General features: G+C 56.1%; 17 protein-coding genes and 1 tRNA gene. 14 read left to right on the forward strand and 4 right to left on the reverse strand.

All coding sequences use genetic code 11. The features are described 5' to 3' along the window. Positions 1 to 13: 13 nt before the first annotated feature. Positions 14 to 184: a hypothetical protein gene (locus HY751_10095; GenBank protein ID MBI4666745.1), complete on the reverse strand. Its 171-nt coding sequence runs from the start codon at positions 182 to 184 to the stop codon at positions 14 to 16. Positions 185 to 328: 144 nt separating this feature from the next. Here HY751_10095 and HY751_10100 point away from each other — a divergent pair, with 144 nt between their 5' ends. From HY751_10100 to HY751_10120, 5 genes are all read left to right on the forward strand, one after another. Then, positions 329 to 544: a type II toxin-antitoxin system HicB family antitoxin gene (locus tag HY751_10100; GenBank protein ID MBI4666746.1), complete on the forward strand. Its 216-nt coding sequence runs from the start codon at positions 329 to 331 to the stop codon at positions 542 to 544. Next, complete coding sequence (locus HY751_10105) at positions 541 to 756, forward strand: type II toxin-antitoxin system HicA family toxin (GenBank protein ID MBI4666747.1); 216 nt, start codon at positions 541 to 543, stop codon at positions 754 to 756. Before HY751_10100 ends, HY751_10105 begins: the two co-directional genes overlap by 4 nt. A gap of 145 nt (positions 757 to 901) precedes the next feature. After that, positions 902 to 976: transfer RNA gene (locus HY751_10110), tRNA-Cys, on the forward strand. 34 nt (positions 977 to 1,010) lie between these two features. Next, complete coding sequence (locus tag HY751_10115; GenBank protein ID MBI4666748.1) at positions 1,011 to 2,270, forward strand: YihY family inner membrane protein; 1,260 nt, start codon at positions 1,011 to 1,013, stop codon at positions 2,268 to 2,270. After that, entirely contained in the window at positions 2,267 to 3,721 is a 1,455-nt protein-coding gene (locus HY751_10120) for an NFACT family protein (protein MBI4666749.1), read from the forward strand. The genes HY751_10115 and HY751_10120 overlap by 4 nt, the downstream gene beginning before the upstream one ends. A 26-nt stretch (positions 3,722 to 3,747) precedes the next feature. Here HY751_10120 and HY751_10125 read toward each other — a convergent pair whose 3' ends face one another. Then, the gene (locus HY751_10125) at positions 3,748 to 4,848 is read right to left on the reverse strand and encodes a hypothetical protein (GenBank protein MBI4666750.1); all 1,101 of its coding nucleotides are present in this window, start codon (positions 4,846 to 4,848) and stop codon (positions 3,748 to 3,750) included. A gap of 304 nt (positions 4,849 to 5,152) precedes the next feature. On the opposite strand from HY751_10125, the gene HY751_10130 reads away from it, so the two are divergent. The 6 genes from HY751_10130 to HY751_10155 are packed head-to-tail and all read left to right on the forward strand — an operon-like array spanning position 5,153 to position 12,766. Continuing rightward, positions 5,153 to 7,225 carry a diguanylate cyclase gene (locus tag HY751_10130; GenBank protein MBI4666751.1) on the forward strand — a complete coding sequence of 691 codons (2,073 nt, stop codon included), beginning with the start codon at positions 5,153 to 5,155 and terminating at the stop codon, positions 7,223 to 7,225. Between the two features lie 10 nt (positions 7,226 to 7,235). Next, positions 7,236 to 9,881 carry an alanine--tRNA ligase gene (gene alaS / locus HY751_10135; GenBank protein ID MBI4666752.1) on the forward strand — a complete coding sequence of 882 codons (2,646 nt, stop codon included), beginning with the start codon at positions 7,236 to 7,238 and terminating at the stop codon, positions 9,879 to 9,881. 44 nt (positions 9,882 to 9,925) lie between these two features. Continuing rightward, a complete protein-coding gene (locus HY751_10140) occupies positions 9,926 to 10,696 on the forward strand; it encodes a DUF2064 domain-containing protein (protein ID MBI4666753.1) in 771 nt (256 codons plus the stop codon). 5 nt (positions 10,697 to 10,701) lie between these two features. Then, a complete protein-coding gene (queC, locus tag HY751_10145; GenBank protein MBI4666754.1) occupies positions 10,702 to 11,397 on the forward strand; it encodes a 7-cyano-7-deazaguanine synthase QueC in 696 nt (231 codons plus the stop codon). Positions 11,398 to 11,413: 16 nt separating this feature from the next. Then, on the forward strand, positions 11,414 to 11,845 hold the full coding sequence (locus HY751_10150; protein MBI4666755.1) for a DUF296 domain-containing protein: 432 nt from the start codon (positions 11,414 to 11,416) through the stop codon (positions 11,843 to 11,845). 3 nt (positions 11,846 to 11,848) lie between these two features. Further along, positions 11,849 to 12,766: a hypothetical protein gene (locus HY751_10155; protein ID MBI4666756.1), complete on the forward strand. Its 918-nt coding sequence runs from the start codon at positions 11,849 to 11,851 to the stop codon at positions 12,764 to 12,766. Here HY751_10155 and HY751_10160 read toward each other — a convergent pair whose 3' ends face one another. Next, positions 12,767 to 13,018, reverse strand: a complete 252-nt coding sequence (locus tag HY751_10160; GenBank protein MBI4666757.1) for a zinc ribbon domain-containing protein — start codon at positions 13,016 to 13,018, stop codon at positions 12,767 to 12,769. It lies immediately after the preceding gene. An 89-nt stretch (positions 13,019 to 13,107) separates the two neighbouring features. Then, a complete protein-coding gene (locus HY751_10165; protein ID MBI4666758.1) occupies positions 13,108 to 14,028 on the reverse strand; it encodes a branched-chain amino acid transaminase in 921 nt (306 codons plus the stop codon). A gap of 261 nt (positions 14,029 to 14,289) precedes the next feature. Here HY751_10165 and HY751_10170 point away from each other — a divergent pair, with 261 nt between their 5' ends. The 3 genes from HY751_10170 to HY751_10180 all read left to right on the forward strand — a co-directional run bounded on the left by HY751_10170 (position 14,290) and on the right by HY751_10180 (position 16,128). After that, positions 14,290 to 14,496: a hypothetical protein gene (locus HY751_10170; protein ID MBI4666759.1), complete on the forward strand. Its 207-nt coding sequence runs from the start codon at positions 14,290 to 14,292 to the stop codon at positions 14,494 to 14,496. Between the two features lie 672 nt (positions 14,497 to 15,168). Then, the gene (locus tag HY751_10175; protein ID MBI4666760.1) at positions 15,169 to 15,597 is read left to right on the forward strand and encodes a MarR family transcriptional regulator; all 429 of its coding nucleotides are present in this window, start codon (positions 15,169 to 15,171) and stop codon (positions 15,595 to 15,597) included. A gap of 63 nt (positions 15,598 to 15,660) precedes the next feature. Then, on the forward strand, positions 15,661 to 16,128 hold the full coding sequence (locus HY751_10180; GenBank protein ID MBI4666761.1) for a hypothetical protein: 468 nt from the start codon (positions 15,661 to 15,663) through the stop codon (positions 16,126 to 16,128). Positions 16,129 to 16,130 lie beyond the last annotated feature (2 nt).

The raw sequence follows: 16,130 nt of genomic DNA on the forward strand, positions 1-16,130 counted from the left end.
AGATGAAAACAGGTTAGTTGGCGGCCTTTTTGGCCTTCTCGGCGGTGGCGCGGGAATAGTAGGCGCAACAGCCTTTCTTGGCGTCCGCGGCCAACCCGGCGGCCTTGATGGCGTCTTTCAGCTTTTTCTCCGGCATACCCAGCTCTTTAGCCCAGTTGCCCGCGGTTTTCAGTTCGTCTGCCATATTTAAAAAACCTCTCCTTGCGAAAAGTTGTGGATATAATCGGGAATGATAACATAAATGATCGTAACCCAAATCAGCCAGAAGCCCATCCAGAGGGATTAAATGTATAATATCTTTGAAAGGCATTGCTGAAAGGGGTATGAAATGTTATTCAATGTGATTCTTGAGCCCGCAGAGGAGGGTGGATTTAACGTGACCGTTCCCGCGCTGGACGGGTGTTTTACCCAGGGGGATACGGAAAGCGAAGCATTGGAAAACGCCAAAGAAGCTATCCGTTGCTATCTTGAAGGTCTTTCAAAACTGAACCAGATTAAAACTTCACCCAGCGCAGTTGTCGAGGAGGTGGAGGTCACGTTTTGAGCAAAACTTTCTCCGGGAAAGAGTTGGTGAAAGCTTTGCGCCGGATGGGATTTTATGTGGACCATCAGCGGGGCAGTCATATTTTTATGCACAACCTGGGAAAGGGGATATCTGTAATTGTTCCGTTGCACAGCGAGATCAAAAAAGGAACACTAAATAGCATTATCAAAAAGGCTGGCATTACAACCGATGAGCTAAAGAAGTTACTATGAAATATTAAATTTCAAGATTCGCAAGTTCTTACCCCAACGGCCAAATTTCCAAAAACCAAAATTAAACGGGGGCTTACCCCCTCATTTGTTCTTAACAGGGCCGGGGCCATGCTATAATCCACCGGTGGTCCGCGCAAATAAACCGGGCGCCGTAGCCAAGTGGTAAGGCAGAGGTCTGCAAAACCTTTATTCAGCGGTTCGAATCCGCTCGGCGCCTCCATTTTCCCGCAATACATCACCAGATAAATCCGCCAATGAAAATTCGGGATTTAGCGGTAGCCGGGGGGGTATGGCCTTTCATCCGCTCCACCGCCATTCTCTTCAACAGGTTCGACTGCCTTAACTATTCCGCCTCGCTGGCGTACACCACGCTCCTGTCGCTGGTGCCCATGGTGGCCATGTCGCTGTCGGTCCTGTCGTCGTTCGACGTTTCGCGGACGGCGGTGATGAAATTCTTCTTCAACTGGTTTCTGCCCAACGAAGAATTGGCGGGGGTAATCCAGAAAAACATCAACATTTTCGCGGATAACGTGGCGTCGGTCTCCATTTTCGGCCTCATCACCCTGACGGTTTTCAGCTTGTGGGTGGTCAGCGCCATGGAGTCGGCCTTCAACATGATATGGGGCGTCCGGGGAAACCGTTCGGTGTTCAACCAGTTCGTGGCCTACTGGAGCGCCCTGACTTTCTCGCCGGTGCTCATCGCCGCGTCCATCATAATCACAGCCCAGATACGCTCGCTGGTGCTAAGCGACGCCTGGAGGGATTATTCGTATGCCCAGGGGATGACCCTGAAAGCCATTCCGGTGATACTAACCTGGACCGCGTTTTTCCTGATATACAAACTGATCCCTTTCACCACCGTGAACGCCAGGCCCGCCTGGGCCGGTGCGGCGCTGGCGGGAAGCCTTTTCGAGCTGGCCAAGCTGGGGTTCGACTATTACCTCCGCAACTTCGCAAACTATAACGAGGTGTATGGCGCCCTGTCGGTCATCCCCATATTCCTGTTATGGCTTTATGTGGTTTGGGTCATCGTGTTGTTGGGCGCGGTGATAACAAGGGTGGCCCAGCATGGCCCCGTAAACGCCATGGCCAAAGAGGAGAAATTGCGGGCCCGGAACACCCTGCTCCTGTTGTTGGAAACGGCCAGACTGTTCGAATCGGGCGGTGGCGCAATGACCCGCAAAATGGCGAAGCGGATTCTGGGCCTGGCGCCGGACCAGTTTTCCCGCCTGTCACAAGAGTTGCGGGATATGGGGTTGGCGGAGATAGTGGACAGCGGCGGGATTATGCTCTCCCGCCCGCCGGAGCGGATTTATATGGGCGAGGTGGCGCTGGCTTTGAGCGACCGGGTTTTTGGCGGGTTTCAGGGCGGCGCTGGAGTTTCAGGGGCAGTGGAGGAGTTCATCATCCGCGCCGGGCAGGCCATTGAACAGGGTTTGAGCGACATAACCCTTAAAAGCCTTTTGGCCTGGAATCTGGAAGAGTTGGAATCCGGCGAAAAACCCGCGTCATGAACATATCCGCCGAAGAGCTTGGCGCCATCGTGGCGGAGCTTAAAACCGTATTGCCCGGCGCCCGGCTGAAAAAGATGACAAAACCCTCATCGCTGGAGTGGCTCCTGCGTTTCCGGAAAGGGGCGGAGGAATATTCGTTACTCATCAGCATGTCCCCGGAAAATTGCCGGGCGCATCTTGCCTTTCACGAATACGCCGGATTCGCGCCGCCTTGCCACCTCGTAAGCACGCTTAAAAAACTGGCCGAAGGGGCCCGGGTGGAGAGCGTGGAGCAGATAAACGGCGACAGACTGTTTTCGGTGGCGTTTGGTTATGGCGCCGAAACGGTTTCCCTGGTGGCGGAGCTGATGGGGCCGCGGGGGATAGTTTATCTTCTGGACGGAACGGGAAAAGTAATCGCCATGGGGCCTAATAGGAAATCGCGGTTGATGCCGGGGGTTCCATACGCTCCGCCACCGCCGAGGGAGGGGGTATCGCCGCCAGTGGAGCAGGACGCAAGCGTATCACCCGGTTTGACCGCCAACCGCGCCATGGATGGAAAATACTATGAGCCATCGGAACTGGAGCGTCTTGCGGAGGCGAAAAAAGCGCTGACAGCGCCGTTGAAGGCGGAGTTGAAGAAACTCTCCAAATCCCGCGTTGAAATCGCCCGCGCCCGCCAGGAGCTTGCCCGGTACGCTGGACATAAGAAACTGGGCGACACACTCCAGGCCTCTTACCACCAGTTGAAAAAAGGTGAACGTGAGGTCACCGTGCCGGACATCTATACGGGGGAAGGGGGGGACATCACAATCCCGCTGGATCCGGCGTTAGCCCCCGCCGCCAACGTTCAGCGCTATTACAAGCTGTACAGAAAATACGAGAAGGGCCTGCCGCGAACCGATGAGGAACTGGCGGCGGTGGAAGCCAGGGAAAAGAAAGTCTCGGAAAAGCTGGAGTTGATCATGTCGGCGGCCACGCCGGCCGAAATTTTTAACCACTTCCCGCCACCAGGGGAACCACACGCCAAACAAGCCCAAGCCACGGCGAAGAAACAGCCCGCCGGGGCGAAATACCGCCGGTTCATAGCCTCCGACGGGAGCGAGATATTGGTGGGCAGGACCGACCGGGAGAACGACGAGATTACCTTCAAGGTAGCCAACGGGCGGGACCTGTGGTTGCACGCCCGGGATTATCCCGGCTCCCACGTGGTGGCGCGGGTTCAAAAGGGATCGGAACTTTCCCGCGCCACATTAATAGAGGCGGCAATGCTGGCCGTCCATTTTTCCAAAGCGTCGGCTTCCGGAAAGGGGGAGGTGGTGTGGAGTCATGTAAAGGATTTGTCGCGTCCAAAGAACGCCCCACCTGGAAAAGTGTTCGTTCGAGGCGGCGGTAATACGGTACAGGTGAAAGTGGACGAGGCCGTTATCAAGCGGATGAAACAAAAGGCGGCCGGGGACTCCGTTGCATAGAGCCCACCGGCCGCCCGGCGCAGGACCTACTTTGCCGCTGTGGAACCCAGGGGTATCCTGATGTTCTCCACCGAAGGCACTTCCGGAGAATAAGACAAGAAAGCCGTGGCCGAGATCTCCGGGTCTTTCGGCACGGTGTTGAACATGAAACGGGTGGCGCGGGTTTCCATCGGTTTTATGGAAGTGTTCTCCGCTATTTTCTTTCCTTCAACGCAGGCTTTCCAGCCGGGGCCCAAAATCTTCCCGTCGGGCCCGGCGATTTTCTTTCCAAAACCCTTTCGCTGGGTTTCAGAACGCCCGTCGGATCCCTTTATTGTAACCTCCAGCGTCAATTCCCGGGGTTGGGAGCCAGTGGGTATGCTGTGCCCGGCGCGCACATTGGTTACGCCAAGCTCCACCACAAACCTGTCACCCATGGTTTTTTCCGCCCGGATGACGTCAATCCTCACCGCCCCCTTCATGAGCTCCACATTGTGCGACATGCCGTGGTCATGAATCTTGCCCGAGGATTTCCCCGTTACATCCGCCACCCTGCCAGAAACCTGGGGCATGTGGCAGTCCTGGCATTGCACCCCTTTTTTGGAGTAGCCGGAAGCTTTCCACTCTGAAAACGTGGTGGCGGTTTTCACGCCATAGGCGCTGGTGACCTCGTGGCATGGGGCGCACATTTCAGATTTTTTAAACCACTCGGCGTAAGATGCCGCGTGTGCAGGGGACGAGGCGTTCTGCATGGAGCCCCGCTTTTTCCCGGCCACATCCAGCCGGAAGGGTTGGGCGGCGGAGATGTCCACCGACTCCACCGAATGGCAGAAATCGCAAGTGACCCCTTCGGCGGTGATTGGCAGACGGCCCTCGTGGTCTTTAGTTATAAGGGTTGTGGGGGCGTGGCATTTGCCGCACATGTCCTTGGCCGCGCCCTTGGTTTCCCGGTATGCCCTGTCGAACGCCAGGCTGAAGATGGGGTTTGTAGACGAAATGGCGTGGAGCGACCTGGAGAAACCATCGTAAATTTCCTTGTGGCATTCGCCGCAGGTTTTAGCGCTTGTGAACCCATGCTGTTCAAGCTTGGTTTCGGCCCCGGCTGAAGACAGCGCCGGAACGGACAGCAGGAGAGCCGTTATGACCATGATAAATTTGGCGGAAAGCCCCCATGCCTGTAGTCCGGAACTTTTACAACCTGCCATGCCAGCCCCCATACATGTAAAACCCGCAGACGGGAAATTCCACTGTTAGATGCCTGAACAGCTTAATGGAATCGGCTCAATGCGAAAAAACTTACCCCCCGGTTCGTTCTTTTACAGCCATGCCGCCGCAAATCCGCCATGGCTATCAACTCCCCCTTTCATGTTATCCGCCGTTTTGGTTTTACCTGGCTGAAACATGTAAGCTATATTATAGGCCATAAAACAGGGATTTGCTCTCAAATGACTTATGGTTGAAATCATCGAGCCTTCTCCGCGCCCTCAACCGAGGGTGCTGATATTGGATGACGAGGATTACGTCCGCGCGTCGCTGGTGAGGATCCTTGCCGGCGAAGGCTACCAGACGTTCTCCGCCCCCACCGGGGAGGAGGCGTTAAAAATGCTGGAGTCGCAAGAGGTGGACGTGTTCCTGTTCGACTACCGCCTGCCCGGGATGAACGGCATAGACGCCATTGTGGAGGGCAGGAAAATTTCGCCCGACACCTCCGCCGTCCTTATCACCGGCGTGGGGACGGACCAGGTGATAATCGAAGCCTTCACCAAGGGGCGCGTGGATTATTACCTTACGAAACCGTTCACGGTGCACGAGCTGAAAAAGGTGATGTCCATGGCGCTCAAATCGGCGGACGTGCGCCGGATGGAGCGCATGTTCCATGACGAGCTTCAGAAGAAGATAAGAGAAGCCACCGCGGAGCTATTAGAGAAGAACAGGTTGTTGAAGGCCCGAGAAAGCGAATTGGCCTCCGTAAACGACAAGCTCCGGGAAGAGCAGGACCAGTTAAAATCCCTCAACGAAAAACTGGAGACCCTCTCCATCACCGACGGGCTCACGGGGCTTTATAATTTCCGCCATTTTTCATTGCGTCTGGCCGAGGAGTTTTATAGGTCCTCCCGTTACAACGGCAGGCTGTCGTTGCTGATGATAGACCTGGACGATTTCAAGAACGTAAACGACCAGTACGGCCACCTTATGGGGGATGAGACCCTGAGGCGGGTGGCGGAGGCGCTCCTGGTGTCCAGCCGCCATGCGGACCTGGTGGCCCGGTACGGCGGCGAGGAGTTCGCGCTGATCCTGCCGGAGGTGGGGCTGGAGGGCGCCGCCTTCCGCGCCGAGCGGTTGAGACAATCCATATCGGAGCTGGAGATGGAGCATGACGGCGCGAAAGCCAAGATAACCATATCCATCGGCGTGGCCACCTGCGGCTCATCGGAAATAAATTCCCCCCAGGAGCTGGTGCGCGCGGCGGACCTGGCGCTGTACCACGCCAAGGAGATAGGCAAGAACTGCGTGGTGCTTTTCCGCGACGGGTCGTTAAAAGCCCTGGGCAAGGAAAACATAATGACCGAAAGCCAGAAAGACCACATCATGCAGACCCTGTCCCGGTCCGCCCTGGCCGCCCACTCGGCCGGGGAGGTGATGGACGGGTTCCTGCGCGAGTTGAAAGATGTGTATGGAGACGCTGGTGAGGGGCTGTACCTGTCGGTGAGGAGGAAAGACCCGAAAGGGAACCTGGTGGAGGCCGCCAGGCTAAACCAGTACCGTGGAAAGCGGGACGTGGAGGGGATCGTATCCCACGTGATGGAAACGGGCTGGATGAAAATAATCAGCGACGCGCAGGATCCGTTCGCATGTTTCCCCCTCCGCTCCAGAGACCAGGAGGGCGCCAGCCGCGTGTCCGGAGTTTTGATGATGAACCGCTCCCCGGCATATCCGCCTTTTCTGGCGGAGCTTCTGGACGAGTTGTCCAGCGTGCTGATGGAGGTGGAGGAGCGGAACATTTTAAAAGGGATGGCGGAAAAAAGAAAAATCCTGGACGACACCATGCGGCGGATGCTGGCGGGGAGGGAGTCCCTGACGCCGGAGGAGGCGTTCTCCCTGGCGGGGCCGGTGATACTGGATATCTTCCGCGCTGAGCTGGCGGCGGTCTATTCGGTAAAAAAGGGGAAGGCCGTCCCACTGGTCAGGTTCACGGGAGCCGAAGGGCTGGACAGCTCCACGGAAAACGCCGTGGAACAGGGATTGGCCAAGGCCATGGCCCATGCCAATGAAGGCGGCCTTTGGAACGCCTGCGTCGAGGAGGCCTCCAGCGGCTCCGCGTACATCATAGCCCAGGTGGACGCGGGAAAGGCCGGGCAGGGTTTCCTGTTGATGGCGGCCTCGAAGGGGAACACCCTCACGCCGGAAGACGCCAGCCTGGCGGAAAGCCTTGCCCTAATGGTTTCCGTATTGCTTTATAATGGCAAGTCCGTTTCGACAAGGCGAAGCCGTAAAGAAGGAAAAATTGAGAACCCAAATGACTGAAGACATTTACATGACCGGCGCCGAGGCCCGTAAAAAATTTGTGGAGTATTTCGTGTCCAAAGGGCACATGGCGGTCCGCTCGGCCCCGCTGGTGCCCGCTAACGACCCTACTCTGCTATTCACCAACGCTGGCATGGTGCAGTTTAAGGATGTGTTCCTGGGGTACGACAAACGCTCTTACAAACGGGCCGTATCAGCCCAGAAATGCCTCCGGGTTTCCGGCAAACACAACGACCTGGAAACAGTGGGCCGCACGGCCCGGCACCACACATTCTTTGAAATGCTGGGCAACTTTTCCTTTGGCGACTATTTCAAGGAAGGGGCCATAGAGTTCGCCTGGGATTTCATGACCAACGTGGCGCGCCTGCCCAAAGACCGGCTTTATATCACCGTGTATAAGGACGATGACGAGGCCGCCAGGATATGGGAAACCAAAATGGGCATCCCGGCGGACAAGATACACCGGTTCGGCGAGAAGGACAATTTCTGGAGCATGGGTGACACCGGCCCCTGTGGCCCCTGTTCGGAGATCCATTATGACCGGGGCGAGGAGTACCGTTGCTCCAACCCCAATTGCGGCATTGATTGCGAGTGCGACCGGTTCCTGGAGCTTTGGAACCTGGTGTTCATGCAGTACAACCGCGACACGGAAGGGAAACTTACCCCTCTGCCCAATCCCAGCATAGACACAGGGATGGGGCTGGAGCGGCTGGTTTCCGTTATCCAGGGGAAACACACCAATTTCGATACGGACCTTATCCTACCCGCCATCCGCCACATGGAGCGTTTTACCGATTTCAAATACGGGGAAAACCCGGCGTCAGACGTTTCCTTCAGGGTGATTGGCGACCATGTGCGGTCGGTGGTGTTTTTAATAGGGGATGACATCCACCCCTCCAACGAGGGGCGCGGTTACGTTTTGCGGCGCATTTTGCGGCGGGCCCTGCGGCATGGGCGGATGCTCAACGTGAAAGAGCCGTTTCTGCACAGGCTCACCGACACGGTGATAGAGGTGATGAAAGAGGCTTACCCGGACATCGCCAACTACTCAAAGGTGATAAAGCAGGTTACCCTGGCCGAGGAGCGGGGGTTTGGCGCAACCCTGGAGTTCGGCATGAACCTCATCGGCGAGTTTGTGGACAAAGCCAAAAGCTCCGGCGGCGTCATCCCGGGGAACGACGCGTTCCGGCTGTACGACACATACGGATTCCCCATGGACCTGGCCACGGAGATAGCCCACGACGCTGGCGTATCCATAGACATGGCCGGGTTCAACGAGCAGATGAACGCCCAGCGGGAAAAAGCCCGGGCCTCCTGGAAAGGAGCCGCCGGCGAGAGCGCCATGGGCGCCATGTACAAACAAGTGGCCGGGAAAATACCCGCCACGGTTTTCATGGGATACGACAACCCCATCGCCAAAACCAGGATTGCGGCCATTTTGAAGGGCGGCGCAATGGTGGAGACGGCGGCGAAAGGGGACGAGGTGGAAATATTCCTGTTGGCCACGCCGTTCTACGCCGAGTCCGGCGGGCAAAGCGCCGACACCGGGGCCATTTACCATGACGCGTTCCGCGCCGAGGTTTACGACATCTCAAAACCTGACGGCACCCATTGGGTTCACAAGGCCCGGGTGGAGTCTGGCGCCGTAAAGGTGGGCGAAACCGTCACCGCCCGCATAGACGTGCCACGGCGCGAGGACATCCGGAAAAACCATACGGCCACCCATCTTCTCCACGCGGCGCTCCGGGACACTTTAGGTTCCCACGTAAAACAGGCCGGGTCGCTGGTGGCGGCGGACAGGTTGCGGTTCGACTATACGCATTTTACCGCGCCGGGCGCCGATGAGCTTATGGCCATAGAGCGGCTGGTGAACGAAAAAGTCATGGAAAACCTCAACGTGCAGACCGAGGTGAAAGGGTTGGAGGCGGCCACCGCGTCGGGAGCCATGGCCTTGTTCGGCGAGAAATACGGGGACAAGGTGCGTGTGGTGGCCATGGGGGATTTCTCCAAAGAGCTTTGCGGAGGCACCCACACCAAGGCCACCGGCGACATCGGGCTTTTCAAAATAGTCTCCGAGGGTGGCGTTGCCGCCGGTATCCGCCGCATAGAGGCGGTTACGGGGTTTGGGGCGCTGGAGTACGTCAAAAACCTTTCTGAAGAGCTTTCGGCGGTGGGCGCGGCGTTCAAGTCGCCTCCGGTGGAACTGGCGGAGAAGGCCCGGCGCAGTTTGGAACGCATAAAAGAGCTGGAGAAAGAGACACGGAAGCTTAAAGAAAAACTTTTCTCCGGCAAAGGCGCCCAGGACGCGGAGGTAAAAGAAGCGGCAGGGATAAAATATCTGGCCGAGGAGTTGCCCGAAGCCGATGAAGAGGCGCTCCGCTCTTTTGTGGACAACAGCAAGAACCGCCTGGGCTCCGGAGTGGTGGTGGCCGCTTCGGCCCTGGCCGGAAAAGCCCTTATCGCCGTAGGAGTCACCAAAGACCTGTCGGGGGTGTTCCACGCGGGCAAAATTGTAAAAGAAGTGGCGGGCATCGTTGGCGGCGGCGGCGGCGGGCGGCCGGATTTCGCCCAGGCCGGCGGTAAAAACCCCGAGAAACTGGGGGAGGCCATGGGCGCCGTTAAAACCATTCTGGAAAAATTCGCCGCCGGTAAATAATGGCGGCTCTCCATTTCACCCGTTCTGGAAGGCTGTAGTTTTTCATGAGAGTTCTGATTATTTTCGCCAAGGCCCCCGTGGCCGGGCAGGTAAAAACCAGGCTTATAGAAGGCACCCCCCTGTCGGGCGAACAGGTGTGCGGGCTGTACGAGGCTTTCTTGAAAGACGTGATGACCGTGGCGGCCCTTACCACCGCCGAGACCATAGCGGTGCATTACGCCCCCGCCACGGGCGAAAAACAGATGCGTTCCATCATGCGGGGGCTTAACCTTGGGGCGCGCAACGAACGCCGGTTTATTTTCACCCCCCAGGTGGAAGGGTCTTTCACCGAGCGGGTGGCCGCTTCTTTCGAAGCCGCCTCCAAATTTGCGCCAGAGGCCACGCTGATGATAGGCTCCGACGCGCCCATATTGAAGCCGGAGATAATGGACTCGGCTTTCGATTTTATCTCAGCCAGGGCCGGCATGGCCCTAGGGCCATCGGGCGAAGGCGGGGTGTATCTCATAGGCGTACCCGGCGACGCCCAGCTGGATTTTTCCGGAGTTTTCACGGAAGGCTCGGAGCTGGAAAACCTTTTGTCGCTGGCGAAACGCGGGAACATGCCGTTGAAAATACTGCCGCAGATACTGGATGTGGACGTGGAGGCGGACCTGGTGACGCTGATAAGCGTCATGCGGGCGCTAAACTACGAGCGCAAGTTCGACAGCAAGGTGTTTCCCATGAACACCTTTAAAGCCATCGAGGAACTGGGGCTTGCCATCGTCCGCAACGCGGAGAACACCCGCCATAAAAAGATAGCCTTCGTTCAGGAGTAAGCGACATGGCCGCGCCGGGAAAAGCCGTGGTTCTACTGTCCGGCGGGCTGGACTCCGCCACGGCGCTGGCGGTGGCGGCAAGCCGTGGTTACGAGGTTTATACCCTAAGTTTCGATTACGGCCAGCGGCACCGGGTGGAGCTTTCCCGGGCGGAGACGGTCTCTAAAACGCTGGGGGCCAAAGCGCACAAGGTTGTGAAGGTTGACCTGTCATCCATAGGCGGATCCGCCCTTACGGCGGATATCGCCGTGCCCAAAGCCCTTCCCGGCGCGCCTGTGGAGGAGGGGATACCCGTAACTTACGTTCCAGCCCGTAACACGGTGTTCCTTGCCATTGCGTTAGGCTACGCGGAAACCCTTGGCGCCGGGGACATTTTTATCGGCGTGAACGCGCTGGACTATTCCGGCTATCCCGATTGCCGCCCGGAATACATAAAAGCTTTCGAGACCATGGCCAATTTCGCCCTTAAATCGGCGGTGGAGGGGACTGTGAAAGTGAAAATCCACACCCCGCTTATAGCCATGACCAAAAAGGAGATAATCCAGACAGGTTTGAAACTGGGGGTGGACTATTCCATCACCATTTCCTGCTACGACCCAGCGCCAGACGGAACCCCCTGCGGCGGGTGCGACTCTTGCCGCCTCCGCGCCAAAGGGTTCAGCGAAGCCGGGGTGGAAGACCCGTCCATAAAAAAACGTTAAGGAGAAAGTTTGCGCCATGCCAGTCCATGAATATAAAACCGGCGATGTGATAATGGGCTCCATCCCCCACGGGGCGGACCTTTTGGACGCGCTTACGCGGATATGCGAGGAGCGCGGCGTTACGGTGGGGCTGGTGTCATTGATAGGGTCGGTGTCGTCAGCGGCGCTGGCGTTTTACCACCAGGACATAAAGACCTACGAGAACCTGGCGCCGGTGGAAATACCGATGGAAATAGTCTCGGCGATGGGGAACGTATCGCTTAAAGACGGCAAACCCATGGTCCACCTTCACATGATTTTAAGTAGTTCTGCGGGGTTATGCGTGGCAGGACATTTAATCAGGGGCACGAAGGTTTTCGCGCTGGAGTTTTCCATAACGAAACTTTCCGGCCCGGCGCTGGAACGGGGCATGGACAATTTGACGGGGCTGAACCTCTGGAAAGAATGAGCCATGAAAAATCTGGCCATGACCGCTGTCGCTCTTCTTCTTGCGGCTTGCGGCGGGGCTTCTGGCGTATCGTCTGATACGGCCACAGCCGAATCCACCCGGCTTATATGGGCTGAAGAGGGGCTAGTCCTTTCGAACACCACCTCCACCTGCACATTGACGGAAGGCGCGACGTACAGGATGTATTATCTGGACAGGGAATTGGTCAGCGCCGTTTCAGGGAACGGCCAAATTTTCAGCGCGTCCCAAACCACCGGAATAACACACCAAGGCTCATCGGACCTTCTAAGCAACCCCTCTGTCATAAGACTTGGCGAAGGGCGTTACGTAATGATCTACAACGGCGTATCCGGGAATATTTCACGGTTCCACCGGGCCACTTCCGCCGACGGGGTGACGTTCACCAAATATACCGGCGCTTTTATCAACGGCGCGGTGATGGAGCCCAATGCCGAGGAGAACAGCTTTATCAGCGTGCCGGAGCTTGTTTTGTTCAACGGAGCCCTGCACATTTATTACGTGGGGAACGCCAGCGTGAACAGGATTTTCCACGCTGTATCCCAAGACGATGGGGTCACGTGGGAACGCACGGGACAGATAGTTTTAAACGGCGTACGGGCCGATGACAAAATAGTGGATCCGGAAGTGGTAATCACCCCGGACGGCGGGCTGAAACTTTTCTTTGCCCACAGCTTGGCAGGCGATATGGGGTTTGGAATAAGGGGTATAAAAACCGCCGTATCAAACGACGGGGTGAACTTTACGGCGGAAGAGGGTTACGCCTTAACCCCTTCCGGCGGGTTTTTGATAGACCCGGACGTGGTAGAGCTTATCGGCCAGCCAGGCAAGTACCGGATGTATTTCGGCAAATCGGCTGATGGCGGAACCGGGATAAACCTGTATAGCGCCGTATCGAACTGATTAATCGCCGGAAGAGCCGCTTTTCGGTTCGGCTTTTTTGCTGGCGCCAGAGGAAGACGAGCCGCTTTTGGCGTAGTCGGTTTTATACCAGCCGGTGCCTTTGAGATGGAACGCGTTGGAGGAGATTATCTTCTTAAGCTCCCCCCCACATTTGGAACCATCGCTATGTTTGGTCAGCGGCTTGTCTGAAATCCGCTGGTTAACCTCCAGATGCGCGCCGCATTTCTGGCAGATATATTCGTATATGGGCATTCTAGTAACTACTCCAAATCACGCGGAATCATTCCGCATGTCACATTTCTAATTTAAAGAACCGGCCCGGGCAAAGTCAAGGCGCGGGCCTAAACAAAGCCCAACCACTTCTCAAACTGGTTGTCTTTACCGTGAATTACGTTGAAATAGGCCTTTTGAAGCCTGCGGGTTACAGGCCCCATGCCATCTTCCCCGATAATCCTGCCATCCACCGAGCGGATGGGGGTAAGCTCCGCCGCCGTGCCTGTGAAAAACGCCTCGTCGGCGATGTACAGCTCGTCCCGGGAGAAGTATTGTTCAATTACGGGTATCCCCATGCCGTCGGCTATTTTTATGATGGAGTCACGGGTGATGCCTTCCAGCACCGATGTTAACGGCGGGGTTTTTAACCTGCCGTCGCGCACGATGAATATGTTTTCACCGCTTCCTTCGGCCACATGGCCGGAGGGGTCCAGCATGATAGCCTCGTCGTACCCGTTGCGCACCGCTTCCGTTTTGGCGAGGATGGAGTTCACATACGCCCCGCAAATTTTGGCCTTGGTCATGAAAATGTTCTCATGGTGGCGGGTAAAGCTGGATATTTTCACGTTAATGCCTTTTTCCAGCGCCTCTTCGCCCAGATAAGCGCCCCACGGCCACACGGCGATGGCCACCCGCACAGTGGCGCCGATGCAGTTTAGCCCCCGCTTGTCGTCTCCCAGGAAAACCAGCGGTCGGATATAGCCCGATTTGAGCTTGTTCACCCGCACCGTTTCCTTGATTGCCTCGTTTATGGCTTGCTGGCTGAAAGGTATGTCCACGCCGATTATTTTGGCGGAAGTGAACAACCGCTTGGTGTGGTCCTCCAGCCGGAATATGGCCGGGCCTTTTGGGGTGTCGTAACAGCGGATTCCCTCAAAAACGCCAAACCCGTAATGAAGGGTATGGGTAAGTACGTGAACCTGGGCTTTGTCCCACTCCACGAAATTGCCGTCTAACCAGATTTTTTCGGACCTGGGCGCCTGGCTCATAAATACTCCAACAGTTAATTTACGGGGAAATTTAACATTTTAGTTTATTTGGGCGCCAAGGTGTCAAGGTTGTTAGTGGGAAAGAGTTTGTATCGCCAATCGGCGATTATAATGATTTAATAATATGGACACAAAGGAAACGGTGGGATTGTCTTACCCAGGTGAGTGTCAAATAAAAGCTAAAGCTTTCTATGGAACATTCCGATAACAGACGATTAAGAGGCATATTCCCCCTCAATCATAAACAGGAGTGGCAGGCAGATGGATACACAAATGAGCATAGACGGCGCCGGGGCCGCAGGCGGAGCAAAAGCTGCGAAAATGGAAACCTCCAACAATCCCACCGCTCCGGCCGCCATGGATCCGGATAACGATCAAGACAACGAAAGCGCGGAAAGCGCCGCCACCGCCAGGGCCGAGGCAATGAAAAGCCAGGGCAAAGGCGGGGGGATAAACGTTTCAGCGTAATACCGTCCGGTTCTTTTGTTGGGCGCGGGTCCTATGGCCTGCGCCTTTTTTGTTTGCGGCGCTCTTCAACCGGAAATCCAATCAATATTCCCAGCATGTGGATGGGTGATGGGAATTTATGGATGGGAAGGATGGCCTGTAATTCGTAAATACTGCGGTTGGCCCGGAGCCTCTACCGCTCCGGCGGAAGGAACCGTTAACATAAGCGCCCTCCGCCAAAGAATGCCGGTTACATCTTTACGCCGTGTAGGATATTCCGAGAACGATGAAGAGCATCAACGCGGCCGCCCCCCCGGCTAATCCAAAAACTACCCCCAGCACACCCCAGCTGTCATTCCTGTGGGTGATAAGATCCATGCGCTGGTCACTACTTTGGAGCAACGTCGCCATAAATACATCCCTCCTAGTGATGGGTAATAATCATTTAAATATACGTCCCTATTTAAGGGAAAACCCCGGAAGCGGTAAGAATAAAACACAACATGCTGATAATTAAGGCGTAATAATACGAATCCCGATTTGACAAAATACTTATACAAGGCGTTGGGCGATATTGGGGGAGCATGGCGGGCGGCATCCGGCCCAGGTAATCCATAGGGCCTGATACCACACATAAATTCTTCGTAGCGGCTCCCTGTTGACTAATTATAGTTAGCGTGCTAACTATGTTGCATGAGTTTCAATCTGGACGAGAGCCTTGGATTTCTGCTGAACCGGGCGGCGCATTCCATGAAATGGGCGCTGGAGAAAAAGCTGGCCAGGCATGGCCTTACTCCGCCGCAATGGGCTTCGCTTGCAAGGTTGTGGGAGGAAGATGGCCTACCCCAGAGCCAGCTGGGCCGCCGATTGCATTTCGACAAACCCACCATATCCGGCATCATAGACAGGCTTGAAACAAAAGGCCTTGTGCGACGGGAGCGGGACGGGGAGGATAAGAGGGTTGTTCGCATTTTCCTTGCGCCGAAAGGGAAAAAACTCGAGAAGACCCTCGCCGGACTGGCCACCGGGGTGAACCAGAAAGCGGGAGCGGGCCTGTCTCCAGCGGGCCTGGAGAATCTGAAAGCCATGCTTACCCGGATTTTCACGAACATGCGGGAGTAGTTTTTTGACAATGGTTTGCATTCTAAACAGTAGGCCGCTAACGTACACGGAAGGGGACCGGGAATGAGAACGGCATTAAAATACGTCCACATCATAGCTTTCGCCGGGTTTTTGGGGAGCATCGCCGTTTATACCGCCATTTCAATTGTCTCAGAAGGCGCTGGTGTGGTGGAAACCGCTTTCGCCAGAAAAATAATTAGTGTTGGAACGGCGTATATCACCATTCCCTGCATGTGGTTTGCGGTATTGTCCGGATTGGCGATGGTGGCGGCCAAACCGAAACTTATGCGCAACACCAGGCTTTGGGCAAAAATGCTTATTGGCCTGTTGGTGGTGGTGAACACCTATACCTTTATCGCACCGGCAATAGACCAGCTGTTGGCCGTTACCGCCGCCGCTATAAGTGGGGCGGATGTCGCAAACGAAGTGAAGTCCGCTTATATGCGGGAATCGGTGGCGGGCGCTATCAACGTGCTGATGATTCTCACAGCGGCCTTTTTGGGGCTACGGTTGACGGCCCCAAAGTCTTGAAA

It is taken from the genome of Nitrospinota bacterium (assembly GCA_016208975.1).
Classification (GTDB): domain Bacteria; phylum Nitrospinota_A; class UBA7883; order UBA7883; family JACRLM01; genus JACQXA01.

What these genes read in the sequence shown, in the direction of transcription:
- HY751_10100 (MBI4666746.1), top strand. Translation starts at nt 329, where the DNA reads ATGTTATTCAATGTGATTCTTGAGCCCGCAGAGGAGGGTGGATTTAAC.
- HY751_10150 (MBI4666755.1), top strand. Translation starts at nt 11,414, where the DNA reads ATGCCAGTCCATGAATATAAAACCGGCGATGTGATAATGGGCTCCATC.
- HY751_10095 (MBI4666745.1), bottom strand. Translation starts at nt 184, where the DNA reads ATGGCAGACGAACTGAAAACCGCGGGCAACTGGGCTAAAGAGCTGGGT.
- HY751_10175 (MBI4666760.1), top strand. Translation starts at nt 15,169, where the DNA reads ATGAGTTTCAATCTGGACGAGAGCCTTGGATTTCTGCTGAACCGGGCG.
- HY751_10180 (MBI4666761.1), top strand. Translation starts at nt 15,661, where the DNA reads ATGAGAACGGCATTAAAATACGTCCACATCATAGCTTTCGCCGGGTTT.
- queC (MBI4666754.1), top strand. Translation starts at nt 10,702, where the DNA reads ATGGCCGCGCCGGGAAAAGCCGTGGTTCTACTGTCCGGCGGGCTGGAC.
- HY751_10165 (MBI4666758.1), bottom strand. Translation starts at nt 14,028, where the DNA reads ATGAGCCAGGCGCCCAGGTCCGAAAAAATCTGGTTAGACGGCAATTTC.
- HY751_10120 (MBI4666749.1), top strand. Translation starts at nt 2,267, where the DNA reads ATGAACATATCCGCCGAAGAGCTTGGCGCCATCGTGGCGGAGCTTAAA.
- HY751_10170 (MBI4666759.1), top strand. Translation starts at nt 14,290, where the DNA reads ATGGATACACAAATGAGCATAGACGGCGCCGGGGCCGCAGGCGGAGCA.
- HY751_10130 (MBI4666751.1), top strand. Translation starts at nt 5,153, where the DNA reads ATGGTTGAAATCATCGAGCCTTCTCCGCGCCCTCAACCGAGGGTGCTG.
- HY751_10160 (MBI4666757.1), bottom strand. Translation starts at nt 13,018, where the DNA reads ATGCCCATATACGAATATATCTGCCAGAAATGCGGCGCGCATCTGGAG.
- HY751_10125 (MBI4666750.1), bottom strand. Translation starts at nt 4,848, where the DNA reads ATGGTCATAACGGCTCTCCTGCTGTCCGTTCCGGCGCTGTCTTCAGCC.
- alaS (MBI4666752.1), top strand. Translation starts at nt 7,236, where the DNA reads ATGACCGGCGCCGAGGCCCGTAAAAAATTTGTGGAGTATTTCGTGTCC.
- HY751_10115 (MBI4666748.1), top strand. Translation starts at nt 1,011, where the DNA reads ATGAAAATTCGGGATTTAGCGGTAGCCGGGGGGGTATGGCCTTTCATC.
- HY751_10140 (MBI4666753.1), top strand. Translation starts at nt 9,926, where the DNA reads ATGAGAGTTCTGATTATTTTCGCCAAGGCCCCCGTGGCCGGGCAGGTA.
- HY751_10155 (MBI4666756.1), top strand. Translation starts at nt 11,849, where the DNA reads ATGAAAAATCTGGCCATGACCGCTGTCGCTCTTCTTCTTGCGGCTTGC.